The sequence below is a fragment of the [Mannheimia] succiniciproducens MBEL55E genome (assembly GCF_000007745.1).
Taxonomy (GTDB): Bacteria; Pseudomonadota; Gammaproteobacteria; order Enterobacterales; family Pasteurellaceae; genus Basfia; species Basfia succiniciproducens.
This window is the reverse complement of the sequence record NC_006300.1, coordinates 1,429,723-1,450,727: the sequence shown is the minus strand read 5'-3', so window position 1 is coordinate 1,450,727 and position 21,005 is coordinate 1,429,723. Positions and strand designations below refer to the sequence as shown.

Annotated in this window: 16 protein-coding genes and 1 tRNA gene; 14 read left to right on the top strand and 3 right to left on the bottom strand. The window is 44.1% G+C overall.

Annotation, left to right across the window (positions count from 1 at the left end; genetic code table 11):
- The first annotated feature begins 1 nt into the window (after position 1).
- The 4 genes from MS_RS06620 (at position 2) to serS (ending at position 6,323) form a co-directional block, all read left to right on the top strand.
- On the top strand, positions 2-2,881 hold the full coding sequence (locus MS_RS06620) for a DNA translocase FtsK (protein WP_011200628.1): 2,880 nt from the start codon (positions 2-4) through the stop codon (positions 2,879-2,881).
- Between the two features lie 29 nt (positions 2,882-2,910).
- Positions 2,911-3,537 (top strand): outer membrane lipoprotein chaperone LolA, encoded by a 627-nt coding sequence (gene lolA / locus MS_RS06615; RefSeq protein ID WP_011200626.1) that lies wholly within the window; start codon positions 2,911-2,913, stop codon positions 3,535-3,537.
- Between the two features lie 54 nt (positions 3,538-3,591).
- Positions 3,592-4,932: a replication-associated recombination protein A gene (locus MS_RS06610; protein ID WP_011200625.1), complete on the top strand. Its 1,341-nt coding sequence runs from the start codon at positions 3,592-3,594 to the stop codon at positions 4,930-4,932.
- 98 nt (positions 4,933-5,030) lie between these two features.
- Entirely contained in the window at positions 5,031-6,323 is a 1,293-nt protein-coding gene (serS, locus tag MS_RS06605; RefSeq protein WP_011200624.1) for a serine--tRNA ligase, read from the top strand.
- A gap of 86 nt (positions 6,324-6,409) precedes the next feature.
- Here serS and MS_RS06600 read toward each other — a convergent pair whose 3' ends face one another.
- On the bottom strand, positions 6,410-6,988 hold the full coding sequence (locus tag MS_RS06600; RefSeq protein ID WP_011200623.1) for a DUF1439 domain-containing protein: 579 nt from the start codon (positions 6,986-6,988) through the stop codon (positions 6,410-6,412).
- Between the two features lie 181 nt (positions 6,989-7,169).
- Between MS_RS06600 and MS_RS06595 the strand changes: the two genes are divergently transcribed.
- The 8 genes from MS_RS06595 (at position 7,170) to truB (ending at position 14,327) form a co-directional block, all read left to right on the top strand.
- Positions 7,170-7,919, top strand: coding sequence for a phosphotransferase (locus tag MS_RS06595; RefSeq protein ID WP_011200622.1), 750 nt, complete (start codon positions 7,170-7,172; stop codon positions 7,917-7,919).
- Complete coding sequence (locus MS_RS11255) at positions 7,916-8,038, top strand: hypothetical protein (RefSeq protein ID WP_011200621.1); 123 nt, start codon at positions 7,916-7,918, stop codon at positions 8,036-8,038. Before MS_RS06595 ends, MS_RS11255 begins: the two co-directional genes overlap by 4 nt.
- Before the next feature lie 89 nt (positions 8,039-8,127).
- Positions 8,128-8,204: transfer RNA gene (locus MS_RS06590), tRNA-Met, on the top strand.
- Positions 8,205-8,401: 197 nt separating this feature from the next.
- The gene (rimP, locus tag MS_RS06585; protein ID WP_011200620.1) at positions 8,402-8,857 is read left to right on the top strand and encodes a ribosome maturation factor RimP; all 456 of its coding nucleotides are present in this window, start codon (positions 8,402-8,404) and stop codon (positions 8,855-8,857) included.
- Between the two features lie 14 nt (positions 8,858-8,871).
- Positions 8,872-10,377, top strand: coding sequence for a transcription termination factor NusA (nusA, locus tag MS_RS06580; protein WP_011200619.1), 1,506 nt, complete (start codon positions 8,872-8,874; stop codon positions 10,375-10,377).
- A 14-nt stretch (positions 10,378-10,391) separates the two neighbouring features.
- Complete coding sequence (gene infB / locus MS_RS06575; RefSeq protein WP_011200618.1) at positions 10,392-12,854, top strand: translation initiation factor IF-2; 2,463 nt, start codon at positions 10,392-10,394, stop codon at positions 12,852-12,854.
- A 160-nt stretch (positions 12,855-13,014) separates the two neighbouring features.
- The gene (gene rbfA / locus MS_RS06570) at positions 13,015-13,410 is read left to right on the top strand and encodes a 30S ribosome-binding factor RbfA (RefSeq protein ID WP_011200616.1); all 396 of its coding nucleotides are present in this window, start codon (positions 13,015-13,017) and stop codon (positions 13,408-13,410) included.
- Positions 13,410-14,327: a tRNA pseudouridine(55) synthase TruB gene (gene truB / locus MS_RS06565; protein ID WP_011200615.1), complete on the top strand. Its 918-nt coding sequence runs from the start codon at positions 13,410-13,412 to the stop codon at positions 14,325-14,327. Before rbfA ends, truB begins: the two co-directional genes overlap by 1 nt.
- A 76-nt stretch (positions 14,328-14,403) precedes the next feature.
- On the opposite strand, the gene MS_RS06560 is transcribed toward truB, so the two are convergent.
- Positions 14,404-15,333 carry an AEC family transporter gene (locus MS_RS06560; protein ID WP_011200614.1) on the bottom strand — a complete coding sequence of 310 codons (930 nt, stop codon included), beginning with the start codon at positions 15,331-15,333 and terminating at the stop codon, positions 14,404-14,406.
- A 138-nt stretch (positions 15,334-15,471) separates the two neighbouring features.
- Here MS_RS06560 and MS_RS06555 point away from each other — a divergent pair, with 138 nt between their 5' ends.
- Positions 15,472-15,921 (top strand): DUF441 domain-containing protein, encoded by a 450-nt coding sequence (locus MS_RS06555; protein WP_011200613.1) that lies wholly within the window; start codon positions 15,472-15,474, stop codon positions 15,919-15,921.
- 49 nt (positions 15,922-15,970) lie between these two features.
- Here the strand turns inward: MS_RS06555 and MS_RS06550 are convergent, their stop codons facing one another.
- Positions 15,971-16,789 (bottom strand): 5'-nucleotidase, lipoprotein e(P4) family, encoded by an 819-nt coding sequence (locus MS_RS06550; protein ID WP_011200612.1) that lies wholly within the window; start codon positions 16,787-16,789, stop codon positions 15,971-15,973.
- Between the two features lie 110 nt (positions 16,790-16,899).
- On the opposite strand from MS_RS06550, the gene hrpA reads away from it, so the two are divergent.
- Complete coding sequence (hrpA, locus tag MS_RS06545) at positions 16,900-20,910, top strand: ATP-dependent RNA helicase HrpA (RefSeq protein ID WP_041639832.1); 4,011 nt, start codon at positions 16,900-16,902, stop codon at positions 20,908-20,910.
- Positions 20,911-21,005: the final 95 nt, after the last annotated feature.

The following is a 21,005-nucleotide window of genomic DNA, read 5'->3' as shown; positions in this document are numbered from 1 at the left end:
GATGATCAGAAAATTAACCCAAGGCTTCACGCCGAAACATTATCTTGTAGAAATTCTTTTTGGATTGACCGCACTTTTAGGTTTTTATCTTATTATTGCCTGGTCGAGTTATAGTCCGCTTGATACCACTTGGTCGGTTTCCAGCTTTCAGCCGGAAATCATTAATAAAGCGGGTAAATTCGGCGCTTGGGTAATTGATTTATTTTTCGTCCTGTTTGGTTATGTGGGTAATTTACTGCCTTTTCTTTTGTTAATCGCGCCTATCTATTTTATCCGTACAAAAAGGGTGGACAGCCTTACCTGGACACGTTTTAGTTTACGTATGTTCGGCTTTATCCTGCTTGTTTGCGGCTTAACCACCCTTGCCGCATTAACTTTATCCAATTCCAATTATCATTTGGCAGGCGGTGTTTTAGGCGGAAGTATTGTAAAACTGGTTTATCCTTCTTTCGGTAAATTCGGTTTGTTAATGTCGGCGGTGGTGTTTTCTATCATCGGATTTATTTTTTGTTCGGGCGCTTCTTTAATTCGCTTATTAATGCGTTTTTATAATTGGTTAACGGAAAAAAATGAAGAATCCTCATTGGTACAAGCGCAAAATGATGAAGAAATCCTGCAACAAGAGGACGAAGATATTCAGGACTGGATTGATGGCGACATCGACAGACAACAGGATTTGATCCAGTCGGCGGAAGACTTACAGTCCCACCGCGATATGATAACGCCCGCTCATCGAGGAATTAATATTATGGGCTTATCGACTCCGTCGCAGTTTACTGAAAATACAGAGGATGACGAGACGCCTAATCCTGAAAATTTTGGCGGCTATGCGGTTGACGAAATTGATAATCTGCCTGAAGTCACGATTTCCAGCCAAAATGCGAATATTGATTTGCCGAATGAAAATAATTTTACTCCGATGTGGCAAAAGCAAAAATCCTTAGCTGAAAATATGCCTGAATTTTTAGACGGCGAAAATACCGGGGTAGTGTTGTCGGAAGAAGAAATTACCCGAGATTTGTTGACGCAGGTGCATATTCCCGAAGTAAAACTTACGCCTGCTAAATTGCAGCATCCGCTCACCGAAAATAGCGCCGTAACTAAGCAGGCTGCTTACGGAATGGGTGAAAGCGAGAGTTTTGAAGACGATAATATGGCGGATTTAGCCGCTCAATTTGCCCGACAGGAAGCGGAACGCGAGCGTATTCGTCTAGAAAAAGCGCAGGCTATGGGATTGGCTGATTTGCCTGAACCGCAGGTTTCGTTGCAGCCGACGCAACCAAATTTATTTGAAAGCGATGAAGAAGCCGAGACTGAAGAAACAAACGGGTTAAGAACCATTTCTATTGATCAGGCTATTCAATTATTCGGCGATCATAAACCTTTAATCAAGCCGACAACCGAGTTGCCAAGTTTGGATCTGTTAGATAAACGCACTTCTCATGTGCAGGAAATTACGCCGGAAGAAATTCATGAAACTTCTCAACGCATTGAGCAACAACTGCGTAATTTTAATGTAAAAGCAACCGTAAAAGATGTGTTGGTAGGGCCTGTCGTTACCCGCTATGAACTGGAATTACAGCCGGGAGTAAAAGCCTCAAAAGTGACGAATATTGATACGGACTTAGCTCGGGCATTAATGTTTAAATCTATTCGGGTGGCGGAAACTATTCCCGGCAAGCCTTATATCGGTATTGAAACGCCGAATGCCTATCGTCAGATTGTTTCGTTGCGCGAAGTATTGGATAGCGACGAATTCCGTCATTCAAAAGCGTTGTTGCCGATGGCGTTAGGCAAGGATATCAGCGGTAAACCGATTATTATTGATTTGGCTAAAACCCCGCATTTATTGGTGGCGGGCTCAACCGGTTCCGGTAAATCCGTGGGAATCAACACCATGATTTTAAGTTTACTTTATAAAGTGAAACCGGAAGAAGTGAAATTCATTATGATCGACCCGAAAGTGGTGGAATTATCGGTATATAACGATATTCCTCACTTGCTCACGGAAGTGGTTACCGACATGAAAAAAGCGGCAAATGCATTGCGTTGGTGTGTGGATGAAATGGAACGCCGCTATCAGTTATTAGCAAAATTACGGGTGCGCAATATTGAGGGCTTTAATGAGCGTATTGATGAATATCGGGCGGAAAATATCGCTATTCCGGATCCTCTTTGGAAACCGGGTGATACGCTGGACAGTGTACCGCCGATTTTAGAAAAACTAAGCTATATTGTGGTTATTGTTGATGAATTTGCCGATTTAATGATGGTTGCCGGTAAACAAGTCGAAGAATTGATCGCCCGTTTAACGCAAAAAGCACGGGCGGTGGGGATTCATGTAATTCTTGCGACCCAGCGTCCATCGGTAGATGTGATCACAGGTTTAATTAAGTCAAATATCCCGAGCCGTATTGCCTTTACTGTTGTCCAACGTAATGACTCTCGCACTATTTTAGACCAAAACGGTGCGGAAGCCTTGTTGGGACGAGGCGATATGCTATATCTCGGCAACGGTACGACGGATCTTGTGCGCGTACACGGCGCATTTATGTCTGATGACGAAGTGGTGCGGGTAGCCGACGATTGGCGGGCAAGAGGCAAACCGAATTATATTTCCGAGATTTTAGAAAGTACGGGAGACGATGACGATGATAACGGATTATCCGGAGAGGGCTCGGAAGATTTAGACGACCTTTTTGACGAAGTGATGGAGTTTGTTATTCGAACCGGTACAACATCGGCATCATCAATTCAGCGTCGTTTCCGAGTCGGTTTCAACCGGGCGGCACGCATTATGGATCAGCTGGAAGAACAGGGTATCGTGTCGGAAATGCGTAACGGTAAGCGTGAAATTCTGGCTAGAAATCCCGATTATTAAAAATTTATACCGTTTAATAAGGAAAGTAGATGAAAAAAATTGCTTTAAAAATGACCGCACTTTTCGCATTGGCATTAAGTTCGACCGCCTGGGCGGATGCGGCAGGTGAATTGCAGCAACGTTTGGCACAGGTGAATTATTTCAGCGCAGACTTCAATCAAAATGTCAGCTCGGCAAACGGCAAAAATGTACAGACCGGCAGCGGCAAATTGCAGATTAAGCGCCCGAATTTATTCCGTATGGATAATAAAGCGCCGCAAGAAACCCAGATTATTTCCGACGGCAAAACCCTTTGGTTCTATGATCCTTTCGTTGAACAGGTTACAGCAAACTGGGTGGAAAATGCGGTGAATAATACGCCTTTTGTGCTTTTAACCAGCAACGATTCGGCGAACTGGAACCAATATACGGTTGTTCAAAACGGTGATACGTTTGTTTTAAAACCAAAAGCGAAAAACAGCAATATCAAACAATTCGATATCCGCATTGATAATCAAGGGGTATTAAAAGGGTTTAGCACTATTGAGAAAGACGGACAGACGAATCTTTATATTTTGCGTAATATTACCAATCAACCGCTCGCCGACAGCTTATTCAAATTTACCGTGCCGAAAGGTGCCGAGTTTGACGATCAACGCAATAAAAACAAAAAATAACCTTTTCTCGGGTGGGCATTTGCCCACCGTTTTCCTCTTCCGGAGTGATCTCCTATGTCTAATTTGAGTTTTGATTTTGTTGAAAATGATTTTAAGCCGCTTGCGGCAAGAATGCGTCCTACAACATTGGAACAATATTGCGGTCAGCAACATTTGCTGGGTAACGGCAAGCCGTTACGTAAGGCGATAGAAGCGGGGCATGCGCATTCAATGATCTTTTGGGGGCCGCCCGGCACCGGCAAAACCACCTTGGCGGAAATTATCGCACATAAAATTAATGCGGAAGTGGAGCGGATTTCCGCGGTCACCAGCGGTATTAAAGAAATCAGGGAAGCCATTGAACGCGCTAAACAAAATAGGCTGGCCGATCGCCGAACTATTCTTTTTGTAGACGAAGTTCATCGTTTTAACAAAAGTCAGCAAGACGCTTTTTTGCCCCATATTGAAGACGGCACCATTATTTTTATCGGCGCCACTACGGAAAACCCGTCTTTTGAACTTAATAGCGCCTTACTTTCCCGCGCTCGGGTTTACATTTTAAAATCGCTGACCAATCAGGATATTCTTCATGTTTTAGAACAGGCTTTGGCGGATAAAGAAAGAGGGCTTGGCAATGAAAATTTAGACCTTGAAGAAGGTATTCTCGAATTATTGGCGGATTATGTACACGGCGACGCCCGCCTCGCGCTGAATTGCCTTGAACTGATGGTTGATATGGCGGACGAAAGCGAAAAAGGTAAAAAAATTGACCGCACTTTGTTAACGGAAGTACTCGGCGAACGGCAAGCGCGCTTTGATAAGCAAGGAGATCGCTTTTACGATTTAATTTCCGCCGTGCATAAATCCATCCGCGGTTCCGCGCCCGATGCGGCCCTTTATTGGTATGCCAGAATAATTACCGCAGGCGGCGATCCTCTTTATGTTGCCCGTCGTTTGCTGGCAATTGCTTCGGAAGACGTCGGCAACGCGGATCCTCGAGCCATGCAGGTGGCGATTGCCGCTTGGGATTGTTTTACTCGTGTGGGGGCTGCCGAAGGTGAACGGGCGATTGCCCAGGCTATTGTGTATCTTGCGGTGGCGCCTAAAAGCAACGCGGTTTATAACGCCTTTAATCAGGCAAAACAGCTGGCAAAAGAAAGTGCGGATTTTGACGTACCTGTACATTTACGTAATGCGCCGACCAAGCTTATGAAGAATTTAGGTTATGGAGCGGAATACCGTTACGCTCATCATGAACCTAACGCCTATGCGGCAGGGGAAAATTATTTTCCGGAAGAATTAAAAGATACGGTTCTATATGAACCGACGAATCGGGGAATGGAAATCAAAATTCAGGAAAAATTAGCCTGGTTACGGGAGCTGGATAAACAAAGCTCGGTTAAGCGTTATAAATAAGATAAGCCGGTTGAAAAGCGGATTTTCAACTGGTTTATTTATTCAAATAGAGATAAAATGATCAGGTTTTTAATGAATTTAAACAGATAGGTACCAATATGATCGACCCGAATTTACTGCGTAATAATCTTGCGGAAGTTGCAGCGACATTAAAATTAAAACGTAACTTCATTTTAGATACAAAAGAATTAGCTGAATTAGAAGAACAACGTAAAGCCCTGCAGGTTGAAACCGAAACCCTGCAAGCCAAACGTAATGCGCGTTCAAAAGCGGTTGGTGCGGCAAAAGCGCGCGGCGAAAATATTGCGCCTTTATTAGCAGAAATGGACGATATGGGGCACGAGTTAGCGACAGTAAAAGCGGAACTGGACGAAATACTCGCCGAACTCAACACCATTGCGTTAACTATTCCTAATTTGCCGGCGGACGAAGTGCCGTTAGGTAAAGACGATTCGGAAAATAAAGAAATTTCACGCTGGGGAACACCGAGACAATTTGATTTTGAAATTAAAGATCACGTGACTTTAGGTGAAAATCTTGCCGGCGGTATAGATTTTGCCGCCGGTGCGAAATTAAGCGGTGCGCGTTTTGCGGTTATGAAAGGACAAGTGGCAAAAATGCACCGTGCGCTGGCCCAATTTATGTTGGACTTGCATACCGAGCAACATGGCTACACGGAAACTTATGTGCCTTATTTAGTTAACCATACTACTTTATACGGCACGGGTCAGTTACCGAAATTCGGTGAAGATTTATTCCACACTACGCCGTTAGAAGGCGAAGTGCCTTACGCATTAATTCCGACCGCCGAAGTGCCGGTCACCAATTTAGTGCGTGATGAAATCCTGAACACGGAAGATTTGCCGATTCGTATGACGGCGCATACGCCTTGTTTCCGTTCCGAAGCGGGTTCTTACGGTCGCGATACACGCGGTTTAATTCGTATGCATCAATTCGATAAAGTTGAAATGGTGCAAATTGTTGACCCGGATAAATCCATGGAAGCATTGGAAGAGCTAACCGCTCATGCGGAAAAAGTACTACAGCTGTTAGGTTTGCCATACCGTAAAATGTTGTTATGTACCGGCGATATGGGGTTCGGTTCATGCAAAACTTATGATTTAGAAGTTTGGGTACCGGCGCAGGATACTTACCGTGAGATTTCTTCCTGTTCTAATATGTGGGATTTCCAAGCCCGCCGTATGCAGGCTCGCTGCCGTTCCAAAACCGATAAAAAAACGCGTTTGGTGCATACTCTAAACGGTTCCGGTTTGGCGGTCGGTCGCACCTTGGTTGCGGTGTTGGAAAACTACCAAAATGAAGACGGCTCGGTAACCGTACCGGAAGTATTGCGTCCGTATATGGGCGGCTTAGAAGTGATTGGCAAATAATCGCTTTTCGGCAAAAAGTGCGGTCAATTTTGCAAAAGTTTTTATAAAATTTAAGCAAAATTGACCGCACTTTTATTTTGTCGCTATTATAAAATGCCCGCATCCAGACTTAATTGCCCTTTTTCAACCCGAATGCCTTTGGCGAATTTCTTAATCAGCATATCACGCGGTTTGCTTTCATCTAACGTATAAATAGGCATTGTCGCCATCAGCGCAGCGAGACTGCGGCTTAAAAACGGCATCATGGGTTCCAGTTTTTCCATATATTGTTGCGGAGAACCTGTCCAGTTGGTGATGCGTAAATCCCGCAGATAAACGGCGCCTTTTTCCGCATCGTAATAAGGAATAGTGTCGACGGTCAGATCAATTTTCCCCACATAGTCATTTTTTTGCAGGTTTAATAAGCCGTCGATTGTACCGCTAAGTTCCACCCTGCCGTCGTTATTTTGCCCGACTTTAGCCGTTAAATTCTGCACTTTATAATCCATGGCGAAAAGTCCGGGAAAACCGATTTTATCGGCGATTTCACCTTTTTTACTCAGATATTGATTAATTTCCGTTTCACTGACCGAAAACATATTGGCTTTTGCCGAGGGTGCGATAACCATAGCGATGATAAGCCCGCAGACTAAAGTGAAATAAAAAGAAATTCTGGATAGAAACATAACGTCCGCCTCTTAATTTGTTTAAAAAGATAAGAAAAAAGGCTAAAATATTTCCCTTTTTATTCGATTATTAGTCAGTTCGTAACGCAATAAGTTCGCGGGTTTAAAGAATCGTCGTTAATAAAAGTGCGGTCAAAATTTGAATTTTTTTGCGATTATTGGCGGCTAAGGATGTGGGGAAATGACAACAAAAAAACAGGCCGTTTTCAGTAGATTAGTGAATGAGTTAGTACAAAAGAATCAAGGTAAACGGATATTTAGTTTTGATTTTGAGAATCAGACTTACTGGGTAAAACAACCGGAAAAATTAACCGGCGTGTGGAAAATTCTCAAGCCGCATCCGAAACAATCCTTTCGGGAAGAACTGCATATTCTCAAAAATTTATATGAGCGGGGGGCGCCCGTTCCTCAGGTTATACTATCCGGCGAAGATTTTTTTGTATTAAAAGATGTGGGACCGACTTTAAATCATTGGATTGAAAATGCCGGGCTTAATTTAACTCCGGCGGAAAAAAATCAGATACTGGTCGATGCCATAAAAGCCTTGACTTCATTGCATAAAAAAGGGGTGACTCACGGACGCCCTGCAATCAGGGATATTGCCTGGCGGCAAGGTAAAGTGACCTTTATGGATTTTGAATCTCATTCCCGTAGCCTGAATTTGCAATGGCACAAAATTCGCGATGTATTGGTATTTATTCATAGCCTTTGCCGTTCTAAGCATCTTTCCGGTGAACAGATTCAATATTTGATAAACAAATATGAAGAATATTGCGAATCGGATTTATGGCAGGACGTATTAAATTTAGTAGCAAAATTCCGTTTTCTTTATTATATTTTATTGGTATTTAAGCCGGTTGCCAGAATGGATTTAATCGCCATTTATCGGCTTTTTCAGTATTTACTGCCTTTAACTGAGGAAAATAAATGAAAAAACGGCTTATTTTATTATGTACTTTGGTTTTACTCGGCGGTTGTACGGTCGGCGGCGGTTTCGGCGTGGGAAATAACGGCGCCGGTGTTGGTATCAGCACGGGAATAGGTTTCTAATCCCGTAAAAGTGCGGTTTATTTTAAATTATTTTTGTTAAAAACTTGATCTTCCGCATTATTCTCATTATAATGCTGCCATATTTCGGACGCGGGGTGGAGCAGCTTGGTAGCTCGTCGGGCTCATAACCCGAAGGTCGTTGGTTCAAATCCGGCCCCCGCAACCACTTCCTTATAAGGAAGAAAAATAAAGGTTCAGTGAAACCCAAATTTTTAGATTTGGGTTTTTTTGTACGTAAAATTTGGATATTTACACTGGGCTTTAAGCCCTTTTTTTATGTCCGAAATTTGTAGGGTGGGTTAAAAAACCCACGGATATTAACGATATCTTGGTGGGCTGTTCAGCTCATTTTACGAGGGTGAAATGGCAACATTAGAACAAAATTTACAACAAATGCTGCAAGGTTCGGTTGAAGATTTAGGCTGTGAACTTTGGGGGATTGAATGTCAACGTGCCGGTCGCTTTATGACGGTACGTTTATACATTGATAAAGAAGGCGGCGTTACCGTTGACGACTGCGCGGATGTAAGTCGTCAGGTGAGCGCTATATTAGACGTAGAAGATCCGATTGCCGATAAATACAATCTTGAAGTATCTTCGCCGGGATTGGATCGTCCGTTATTTACTTTGGAGCAGTTCCAACGTTATGTCGGGCAGGAAATTTCAGTACATTTACGTATTCCTATGTTAGACCGTCGTAAATGGCAAGGCAAATTAGAGCGGATTGAAGGCGATATGCTGACCTTGATTGTGGACGATCAAGAACAGTCTTTCGCATTAAGTAATATTCAAAAAGCGAACGTAATACCCAAATTTTAATAGAGGCATAAAAAGTGAGCAAAGAGATTTTATTAGCTGCGGAAGCAGTATCAAATGAAAAATTATTACCGCGTGAGAAGATTTTTGAAGCGTTAGAAAGTGCGATTGCCCTTTCAACAAAGAAAAAATACGAACAGGAAATTGATGTTCGCGTTGCGATTAACCAAAAAACCGGTGAGTTTGACACTTTCCGTCGCTGGTTGGTGGTTGATGAAGTGGTTAACCCGACAAAAGAAATTACTTTAGAAGCGGCGCAATTCGAAGATCCTGACATTCAGTTAGGCGATTATGTGGAAGATCAAATCGATTCCGTAGCCTTTGACCGTATTACCATGCAAACCGCCCGTCAGGTAATCAGTACTAAAATTCGTGAAGCGGAACGCAACAAAGTAGTTGAACAATTCCGTTCCGAAGAAGGAAAAATCGTAACAGGTACGGTAAAAAAAGTTACCCGCGATTCAATTATTCTGGACTTAACCGGTAACAAAGAAGATCCGGCGAAGGCGGAAGCGGTTATTACCCGCGAAGATATGTTGCCTCGTGAAAACTTCCGTCCGGGCGATCGCGTACGCGGTGTGCTTTATAAAGTTAATCCGGAAAGTAAAGGTGCGCAATTGTTTGTAACCCGCGCAAAACCGGTAATGCTTGAAGAGTTGTTCCGTTTGGAAGTACCGGAAATCGGTGAAGAATTAATCGAAATTAAAGGCGCTTCTCGCGATGCGGGATTGCGTGCAAAAATTGCGGTTAAAAGTAATGACAAACGTATTGACCCGGTTGGCGCTTGCGTCGGTATGCGCGGTTCACGCGTTCAGGCTATCACCAATGAATTAGGCGGTGAGCGTGTGGATATCGTACTTTGGGATGATAATCCGGCTCAATTCGTGATTAACGCCATGGCACCTGCGGATGTAAATTCAATTGTGGTTGATGAAGATAATCACTCGATGGATATTGCCGTTGAACAGGAAAATTTAGCACAAGCTATTGGTCGTAACGGTCAAAACGTGCGTTTAGCGACCCAGTTAACCGGCTGGACGTTAAATGTGATGACTACGGAAGAATTGCAGCAAAAACATCAGGCGGAAGATAATAAGGTATTAAATTTATTCATGACTTCTCTTGAGCTTGATGAAGACTTTGCACAGCTTCTCATTGATGAAGGGTTCTCAAGCCTTGAAGAATTAGCTTATGTGCCGGTAAGCGAATTAACGGCAATTGACGGTCTTGAAGACGAAGATTTGGTTGAAGAGTTGCAAAACCGTGCGAAAGATGCGTTAACCGCTAAAGCGGTGGCGGAAGAAGAAGCGTTAAAACAAGCCGAGGTTGAAGACAGATTATTAAATCTCGAAGGTATGGAACGTCATATTGCATTCAGATTAGCTGAGAAAAATATTAAAACTCTTGAGGAGTTAGCCGAACAAGGTGTTGATGATTTAGCGGATATTGAAGAGTTAAGTGCAGAAAAAGCGGCGGATTTAATTATGGCGGCTCGTAATATCTGTTGGTTTGGTGATGAATAAGGATTAAAAAGATTATGACAGATAAAGAAACACAAAACGAAAACGCACCAAAAAAACTAAGTTTACAGCGCAGAGTTAAAACAACGGTTGCCGGCGGTAAAGTTCAGGTTGAAGTGCGTAAATCCCGCAAAATTGATACCGAAGCGGCTAAGAAAGCTGCGGAAGAAGCAAAATTAAAAGCACAGGAAGCGGCTGAAAAAGCGGCTGCGGAAAAAGCGGAAAAAGAAGCTGCCGAGAAAGCTAAAAAAAATGCTGAAAAGGCACGTGTCGCGGCTGCAGTGAAAAAACCGGAACCGGTAAAAGTTGTGGATGCAGAAAAAGACCGTATTAAAGCGGAAGAAGCGGAATTACGCCGTAAAGCCGATGAGTTAGCCCGCCAAAAAGCGGAAGAACAGGCGCGTAAAGCGGCGGAAGAAGCAAAACGTTTGGCTGAATTAGCGGCGGATAGAGAAACAACGGAAGTTTCCGATGATTTTTCCGATTATCATTTGACTTCGACTTATGCCCGTGAAGCGGAAGATGAAGAAGAACGCCGTAAAGAAGGGCGTGGCCGCGGTAAAAATAAAGTCGGCAAAGCTAAAAAAGGCGGACGTGACGATAACGGTTCTAAAGACGAACGTAATGCGGATCGTCGTAACCAAAAAGACGTGAAAGGCAAAGGCAAACAAGGCAAGAAAGGCAGCAGTGCAATTCAACAAGCGTTTACCAAGCCTGCACAAGCGGTAAACCGTGACGTAGTTATCGGTGAAACTATTACCGTAGCGGAACTTGCTAATAAAATGGCGGTAAAAGCGACGGAAATCATCAAGACAATGATGAAAATGGGCGAAATGGTGACCATTAATCAGGTTATCGACCAAGAAACCGCTCAATTGGTTGCCGAAGAAATGGGCCACAAGGTGATTCTGCGTAAAGAAAACGAATTAGAAGAATCGGTATTGGAAGATCGCGACGTTAATGCTGAAAAAGTAACCCGTGCGCCGGTTGTGACTATTATGGGTCACGTTGACCACGGTAAAACCTCATTATTAGACTATATCCGCAAAGCGAAAGTTGCCGCGGGTGAGGCCGGCGGTATTACCCAACATATCGGTGCTTATCATGTTGAAACTAACGGCAAAATGATCACTTTCCTGGATACTCCGGGGCATGCGGCGTTTACCTCAATGCGCGCGCGCGGTGCGAAAGCGACGGATATCGTTGTCTTAGTGGTTGCCGCCGATGACGGCGTGATGCCGCAAACTATCGAAGCGATTCAACATGCCAGAGCGGCAAGCGTACCCTTGGTTGTTGCGGTAAATAAAATCGATAAACCTGAAGCGAATCCGGATCGTGTCGAACAGGAATTATTGCAATATGACGTAGTTTCTGAAAAATTCGGCGGTGACACGCAATTTGTTTATGTATCCGCCAAAAAAGGGACGGGTGTTGACGAATTATTAGATGCGATCTTATTACAATCGGAAGTGCTGGAATTAACGGCGGTTAAAGAAGGTATGGCGACCGGCGTTGTAATCGAATCTTATCTGGATAAAGGACGCGGTCCGGTTGCGACTATTCTTGTTCAATCCGGTACGCTGAATCGCGGTGATATTTTACTTTGCGGTTTCGAATACGGTCGCGTACGCGCAATGCGTGATGAGCTGGGCAAAGATGTCGAGTCTGCCGGTCCGTCGATTCCGGTTGAGGTATTGGGTCTTTCCGGCGTGCCTGCTGCGGGTGATGAAGCCACTGTGGTTCGTGATGAGAAAAAAGCCCGTGAAGTGGCGCTATATCGTCAAGGTAAATTCCGTGAAGTTAAATTAGCCCGTCAACAAAAAGCGAAACTTGAAAATATGTTCAGCAATATGGCGGAAGGCGATGTTGCCGAGTTAAATGTTATCGTTAAAGCGGATGTTCAGGGTTCTGTGGAAGCTATCGTTCAATCTTTACAAGAGCTTTCAACGGAAGAAGTAAAAGTGAAAGTAGTCGGTTCCGGTGTGGGCGGTATTACTGAAACCGATGCGACATTAGCCGCCGCTTCAAATGCGATTATTGTTGGTTTCAATGTGCGCGCGGATGCCTCAGCTCGTCGTATTATTGAAACTGAGAATATTGATTTACGTTATTATTCAATTATTTATGAATTATTAAACGAGATCAAAGCGGCAATGAGCGGTATGTTACAACCTGAATTCAAACAGGAAATTATCGGTCTTGCGGAAGTTCGCGACGTATTCCGTTCACCTAAATTCGGTGCTATCGCCGGTTGTATGGTAACCGAAGGTGTGATCAAACGTAACAACCCGATTCGCGTATTGCGTGATAATGTTGTTATTTTTGAAGGCGAATTGGAATCTCTGCGTCGTTTCAAAGATGACGTGAACGAAGTTCGCAACGGTATGGAATGCGGTATCGGCGTGAAGAATTACAATGACGTGAAAGTCGGCGACCAAATCGAGGTATTCGAAGTGGTTGAGATTAAACGCTCGATTTAATTCTTTATAAGCGAGTTTGAACTTCGTATAGGATTAGTGTCTGTTATATCTTTTATATAAACAGATACTAAAAAGTGCGGTTAAAATTTGAAAATTTTTGACCGCACTTTTAACCTGTTTGCTTGAATACAAACTTAAATTCAGATTTTAGGAAAATAACATGTCAAGAGAATTTAAACGTTCCGATCGCGTTGCACAAGAGCTACAAAAAGAAATTGCCGTGATCTTACAGCGTGAAGTGAAAGATCCGCGTATCGGTATGGTGACGGTTTCCGATGTAGAGGTTTCGCGGGATTTGGCTTATGCCAAAATTTTTGTGACTTTCTTGTTCAATAACGACGATGAAGCTATTAAACAAGGCATGAAAGCGCTGGAAAAAGCTGCGCCTTATATTCGTTCGTTAGTGGGTAAAGCAATGCGTTTGCGTATTGTGCCTGAATTGCGCTTTGAGTATGACCGGTCTTTAGTTGAAGGTATGCGGATGTCAAATCTGGTGACAAATGTCGTTCGCAGTGACAAAGAACGTCATATTGATGAGGAAAACGGAGAAGATTAATGTCGAGACCCCGTAAACGCGGTCGTGATATTCACGGCGTATTTTTACTTGATAAACCGCAGGGAATGTCGTCTAACGATATTTTGCAGAAGGTAAAACGTATTTATCAGGCAAATAAAGCAGGGCATACGGGCGCATTGGATCCATTGGCAACAGGAATGTTGCCGATTTGTTTAGGTGAGGCGACAAAATTTTCTCAGTTTTTATTGGATGCGGATAAACGTTATCAGGTGATTGCGAAATTAGGCGAACGTACGGATACTTCCGATGCGGAAGGGCAAGTTGTAGAAACCCGCTCCGTGAATGTAACGGAACAAAAAATCCTTGATTCTTTACCGCACTTTCGCGGTGATATTATGCAGGTTCCCACTATGTTTTCCGCCTTGAAACATAAGGGTAAACCTCTTTACGAATATGCCAGAGCGGGGATTGTTGTAGAGCGTGAAGCCCGCCCGATTAGCATTTTCGAGCTTAATTTTATTAGCTATGAAGCACCTTATTTAACACTTGAAGTGCATTGTTCAAAAGGTACGTATATTCGTACGTTAGTGGACGATTTAGGCGAATATCTAGGTTGCGGCGCTCATGTAAGTATGCTTAGACGTACCGCAGTATCCGATTATCCGGCGGATAAAATGCTGACTTGGGAACAATTGCAGCAATTTGCGCAAGACGAAGATCTAGCCGCATTAGATGCCCGTTTATTACCGGTGGACAGCGCCGTATCAAAATTACCTGTTTTAAGTTTGAGCGAAGAGCAAACAAAAGCCGTGGGTTTCGGTCAGCGGGTAAAGTTTGATAATCTTCAGCAACTGCAAGGGCAAGTTCGTTTGTTTTCGCCGCAAAATGTGTTTTTAGGGGTAGCGGAAATAGGTAAGGATAATGTAATTCGCCCCAGCCGAATGGTGAATTTATAAAGAAGTCAATTTTATTCATTTTAAATTAAAGGCTGATTTCCTGTTATACGGAAATCAGCCTTTTGTTTATCTTGTACTAAATAAGTTGATACAGGGCGATAATCAACGGCATAGAAAATACACACAACATAGTGGTAACGCCATAAATGGCACTGGCTTTATTGGCATTTTTTCCATAAATCAATGCCATTTGGGTTACCGTTGCCGCCGCCGGGCTCATGGTCGCCAGGAAGCTAATCATCGCAATGGTTTCACCGTTTTCCACCCAATTATCAAAGCCGCATAATTTAATAATGATAAGCAGGAAGATCGGGATTAAAATCAGCCGTAAAAAGGTGACCAAATAAATGCGTTTTGAGGTTATGATGTTGCGCAACGGTATGGAAGCGATAAGCATACCGGCAATCAACATGGCGTTCGGGCCGATAAATTGACCTAAGGAAGATAAGGTTCCCGAAATAAGCGGCGGCAATTTAATTTGAAAAGCAAATAAAAATACGCCCAGAAAAATAGATAATATATTGATATTTTTAAACATTTTTAATATTGAAATAGAACCTTTACCGCAAATAATGCTGCGGCAGTGAGTCCAGAATAAAAAGGTTTGTACCACAATAAAACAGGTGGCGTAAATAACCCATTGCTGTCCGAACATAGAAACCACCAGAGGAATAATTAAGTTGCCCGAATTGGAATAAATAGAAGCCGCATGTTCGATAGGATCCAGATTCAGCAGGCGTTTAAGAATAACGCCGGTGATAATCAGAATAATATGCAGAAAAACGGCCATAGTTAGGGATAACAGCAAGCCGTTTAGAATTTGCGGACTATAATCAATTTGAAACGCATTGATCATCACCGACGGGCTGATAAGATATAAACCGATAATGGATAAGGGGTAGCTGTCCTGAGATTTGAGCAATTTACTTTTTACCAACGCATAACCGAGTAATACGATAATGGTCAGTTCAATAATTTTGCCGGCGAGGAGAAATGCGATTTCCATAGTATCTGTCTTATTGTTATTGATGCTAATTTTTCATTTAACAAAGATTTTAGAACTAATTTAAAAATAAAGAAATAATTAACGCATAATTTGTTATAATCTTTGCAAAAAATTAAACCGCAGTTTTAGGAATCCAATATGTCTTTACAGGTCAATTCCGTTGCCATTATGCTTGTTGTGCTTATTTTGCTTGGCGTGTTGAGCAACAATAATTCAATTACCATATCCGCACTTATTTTGCTTCTAATGCATCAGACTTTTTTAGGTAAATATATTCCTTTTTTAGAAAAGAACGGATTAAAAGTCGGCATTATTATTTTAACCGTCGGCGTGCTGGCTCCGTTAGTTTCGGGGAAAGTTCAGTTGCCAGCCTTTAAAGAATTTTTGAACTGGCAGATGTTTTTGTCTATTGTTATTGGGATTGCGGTGGCTTGGTTTGCCGGCCGCGGCGTAAATTTAATGAGTAGCGAACCCATTGTGGTGACGGGTTTACTTATCGGCACCGTGCTCGGTGTTGCTTTTCTCGGCGGTATCCCGGTCGGTCCGCTTATTGCGGCGGGGATTTTAGCGGTAATATTAGGCAAATAAAAAATACCGTTAGTGATGATAAGCTAACGGTATTTTTGTTAGAGGAGGATTATTTTCCGTCCCAGGCTTTAATGGAATTTAAGCGAATATCCACTTTGTTTTTCACATCGCCTTTATAGTAATTGCTGTCTAGGCCGCCTTCCCAGTCTCCATAGTTAGGATTAGGCAGAACGATGTATTTTGTTCCGAATTGTTTTGCGTTTTGAGCGACGAAATCACGGCGTTCCGCGTTAGGTTTGCGATAGGTGGCGTCACCGAAGTCGTTTAAGTTGTCACCAACGTAAACCACAATATCATATCCTTGATCCGTAATGGTTTTATAACGTGCTGATTTAGCGGATTTACCGTCTTTTAGTATTAAGGTTTTTTCCGATACTCCAGGGAAACCTAAACGAGCCATATCGTCAATGGTGCCTTGGCGTTCACCGTTTTCCAACCGGTTTGACACATAGAACATTGTACCGCCATGATTATTTACATAATTGGCGAATTCCACCGCACCGGGAATTGCCGCAGTTTGGCGCGCATTCACCCATTTTGTCCATGTTTCCTGCGTGAAATCTTCACCGTTTTTAACCTGCCAACCGGCATAAGCGCTGTTGTCCATCATCGTTTCGTCTAAGTCCACAACAACCGCTTTTTTCTTACCTTTGGTTTTTTTAGCCTGATCAAAAGCCGTTTTAGCCGTGTTAAAGGCTTGATGGGCAAGAGCCTGATATTCGCCGGATTGCTGCATCCAAACAATCCCCAGCGCCGCTTGGTTCTGCAATTTAAGTTGTTCATGCTTTTCCGTAGCGTATTGACTAGTACAAGCTGACAGTAATGACGCCACGGCAATAGTGGCAATACTTAATTTAAGGTTTTTCATAAATTTTCCTTTTTATTTCAACGGGCGAGCTAATTTAGCATATAATTAGTGCGGTTTAGATTAAAAGAATTTCTGATTGTGATATAGATCACAAATAACTTAGCATTATGATGAAAATGAAAACACCGAAAAGAGAATTTAACGCATTACAAAAATCCTTAGCCGAACAGATCGAGGATGTGATGATTGTTGAACAGAGCCGTTTGCTGGCTCGAATCCGAGGCTTGGGGCAAATTAAAAAAGAGCAATCCCAACAAGCCGCCGCTCTTGACATTGAACAACAAATTCAACAGGCCAAACTGCGCCTTGAACTGCGAAAAAGTGCGGTCAAAAATCCGATCGTTTTTCCCGAAAATCTTCCCGTCAGCCAACGTAAAACGGAAATTCAAAAACTGATTGCGCAAAATCAGGTGGTGATTGTGGCGGGGGAAACGGGTTCGGGTAAAACCACGCAGTTGCCGAAAATGTGTCTGGAATTGGGGTTCGGGCAAAAAGGTTTAATCGGGCATACCCAGCCGCGGCGTATTGCCGCCCGTTCGGTGGCGGCACGCATTGCGGAAGAAATGCAAACGGAATTAGGCGGAATCGTCGGTTATAAAGTGCGCTTTAACGATCAGATCGGTGAGGATACCCAAATCAAATTGATGACCGACGGGATTTTACTGGCGGAAATTCAAACCGATCGTTTTCTCAACCGATATGATTGTCTGATTATCGACGAAGCCCACGAACGCAGCTTAAACAACGATTTTATTCTGGGTTATCTGAAACAGTTATTGCCGCGCCGTCCGGATTTAAAAGTGATTATCACCTCTGCGACCATTGATGTGGAGCGTTTTTCCAAGCATTTCAACAATGCGCCGATTATTGAGGTATCCGGCAGAACTTATCCGGTGGAAGTGCGTTATCGTCCCGTTGCGGAGACGGAAGAACAGGATCAGCTGCAAGGCATTTTGAATGCGGTGGACGAACTGCAGGCGGAGGGCAGAGGCGATATTTTAATTTTCTTAAGCGGCGAGCGGGAAATTCGCGATACCGCAGAGGCGTTGGAAAAGCAGAATCTGCGTCATACGGAAATTCTGCCGCTGTATGCCCGCCTGTCGGCGCAGGAGCAAAATAAGATCTTCCATCCCGGCGGACTGAACCGTATCGTGCTGGCTACCAACGTGGCGGAAACCTCGCTCACGGTGCCGGGCATTAAATATGTGATCGACCCGGGTACCGCGCGGATTTCCCGCTACAGCTACCGCACCAAAGTGCAACGTCTGCCTATCGAGCCGATTTCGCAGGCCTCCGCCAATCAGCGTAAAGGGCGCTGCGGGCGGGTTTCCGAGGGCGTTTGTATCCGCCTGTATTCGGAACAGGATTTCAATAACCGCCCGGAATTTACCGATCCGGAAATTCTGCGCACCAATTTGGCTTCCGTTATTTTACAGATGACGGCACTGGGATTGGACGACATTGAAGCTTTTCCTTTTGTGGATGCGCCGGATAAACGGCATATTCAGGACGGTATTAAATTATTGGAAGAGTTGGGTGCCTTTGAATGGCAAAAATCACCCCCCTCCGCCTTCGGCACCTCCCCCCGTAAACGAGGGGAGGGCAATTTAGCATCAAATTCTTCGCTCCCACCGTTTACGGGGGGAGCTGGGCATAGCCCTGAGGGGGGAAAACGTGTTTTGACTCAAACGGGTCGTCAATTAGCCCAATTACCTGTAGATCCCCGTCTGGCTAAAATGCTGCTAAGTGCGGTCGATTTAGGCTGCGTTTTGGAAGTGATGATTATTGTCGCCGCCCTTTCCATTCAGGATCCGCGCGAACGTCCGCAAGAGAAGCAACAATCCGCCGATGACAAACACCGTCGGTTTGCGGACAAAAAATCCGATTTTCTGGCGTTTCTGAATTTGTGGAACTATATTCAGGAGCAACAAAAAGTCTTGAGCAAAAACCAGTTCCGCCGCCTATGCCAAAAAGATTATCTGAATTATCTGCGGGTGCGGGAATGGCAGGATATTTATCATCAAATCCGTTTGACCGTGCGGGAAATGGGCTTGCCGATTAATTCCGAACCGGCGCAATATCCGCAAATTCACAGCGCACTGTTAAGCGGGCTGCTTTCTCATATCGGTATGAAAGAGGCGGAAAAACAGCAATATCTTGGCGCCCGTAACGCTCATTTTGCCATTTTCCCTAATTCCGTGCTTTTCAAAAAACAGCCGAAATGGGTGATGGCGGCGGAATTGGTGGAAACCTCTAAACTTTGGGGGCGTATGGTGGCGGAGATCGATCCCGAATGGGTTGAGCCGTTAGCCAAACATCTGATTAAAAGCAGCTATTCCGAGCCACGCTGGTCGAAATCCCGCGGGCAGGTGATCGCCAATGAAAAAGTCAGCCTGTACGGTGTGCCGATTGTGGCAAGCCGCCCGGTGAATTACGGTGCCATCGATCCGCAAACCAGCCGCGAGATCTTTATTCAATCCGCCTTAGTGGAAGGGGATTGGCATACCCGCCATAAATTCTTTTTTGAAAACCAAAAGCTGATTCGTGAAGTGGAAGATTTGGAACACAAATCCCGCCGCCGCGATATTCTGGTGGACGATCGCACCTTGTTCGAATTTTATGATTCCCGCATCGGGGCGGACGTGGTGTCGCAAAAACATTTTGACAGTTGGTGGAAGAAAGCCGCTCAACAAGATCCGGAATTGCTTAATTTTGAGAAGTCTTTCCTGATGAAGGAAGACGCGCAAAAAGTCAGCCAGTTGGATTTCCCGAATTTCTGGCACCAGGGTAATCTGAAGTTAAAACTCACTTACCAGTTTGAACCGGGTACGGATGCGGACGGCGTAACCGTGCACATTCCTCTGCCGTTGCTGAATCAGATTGAAATGCAGGGATTTGACTGGCAAATTCCGGGTTTACGCCATGAGCTGATCGTCAGTTTGATTAAGGCTCTGCCGAAATCTCTGCGCCGCAATTTTGTGCCGGCACCCAATTATGCGGAAGCTTTTTTAGCCCGCGTAGCTAACTTTGACAAACCGTTAACGGAAACCCTGAGTTACGAATTGCGTCGTATGACCGGCGTAAACGTGGAGGTGGAAGAATGGAAACTTGAGCAAATTCCACCGCACTTGCGTATGACATTTCGCGTGATTGATGAAAAGGGCAAAAAAATTGCGGAAAGCATGAATCTGGATGAACTCAAATTCGGCTTAAAAGATCAGGTACAGCAAAGTATTTCCGCGGTGGCGGACGACGGCATTGAACAATCGGGCATTCATATCTGGAATTTCGACAGCCTGCCGCAATGCTACGAACAGAAAAAACAGGGCTTTACCGTGAAGGCTTTCCCCGCCATAACCGATGAAAAAGAAGCGGTGGGCATTAAATTATTTGAAACGGAATACGAACAGTCCGTGGCCATGCAGCAAGGCTTGCGCCGCCTGATTTTGCTCAACGTGCCTTCGCCGATTAAATATCTGCACGAAAAACTGCCGAACAAATCCAAGCTGGGTTTATATTTCACCCCGTTCGGCAAAGTATTGGATTTGATCGATGACTGTATCGCCTGCGCTGTAGATAAACTGATTGCGGATTTCGGCGGTTTTGTGTGGAATGAAAGGGATTTTGAAAGACTGCGGGATTTCGTACGCGAAAATCTCAATGAAATCACCGTGGACATTGCTCAACAAGTGGAGCGGTTGCTCACCCTCACTTTTGAAATTAACAAACGCCTGAAAGGCAAAATGGATTTCACCATGGCGTTCGCTTTATCGGATATTAAATCCCAACTGGCCGGCTTGATTTATCCGGGCTTTGTGGAAAAAACCGGCTACGCCCGCCTACCGGATATTCAGCGTTACCTGCAAGCCATCGATAAACGTATGGACAAACTGGCACAAGACATCAACCGCGACCGCGCCGCCATGCTACGGGTGGAACAATGCCAACAAGCTTACCAACAACTACTCGCCAAACTCCCAAAATCCAAACCATTGAGTACGGAAGTGCTGGAAATTCGCTATATGATTGAGGAGTTACGGGTAAGTTTGTTTGCTCAGCAGTTGGGGACTAAGTACCCGGTTTCGGAGAAGAGGGTGTTGGGGGTAATTACTGAAATCTAAAAATGGCATATCAAACTACAAACTATAAGTTATATGCCATTCATAAGATAGTTATAGGCTATGGGCTAGTGTTGGATATACCTGTGGGTATATGT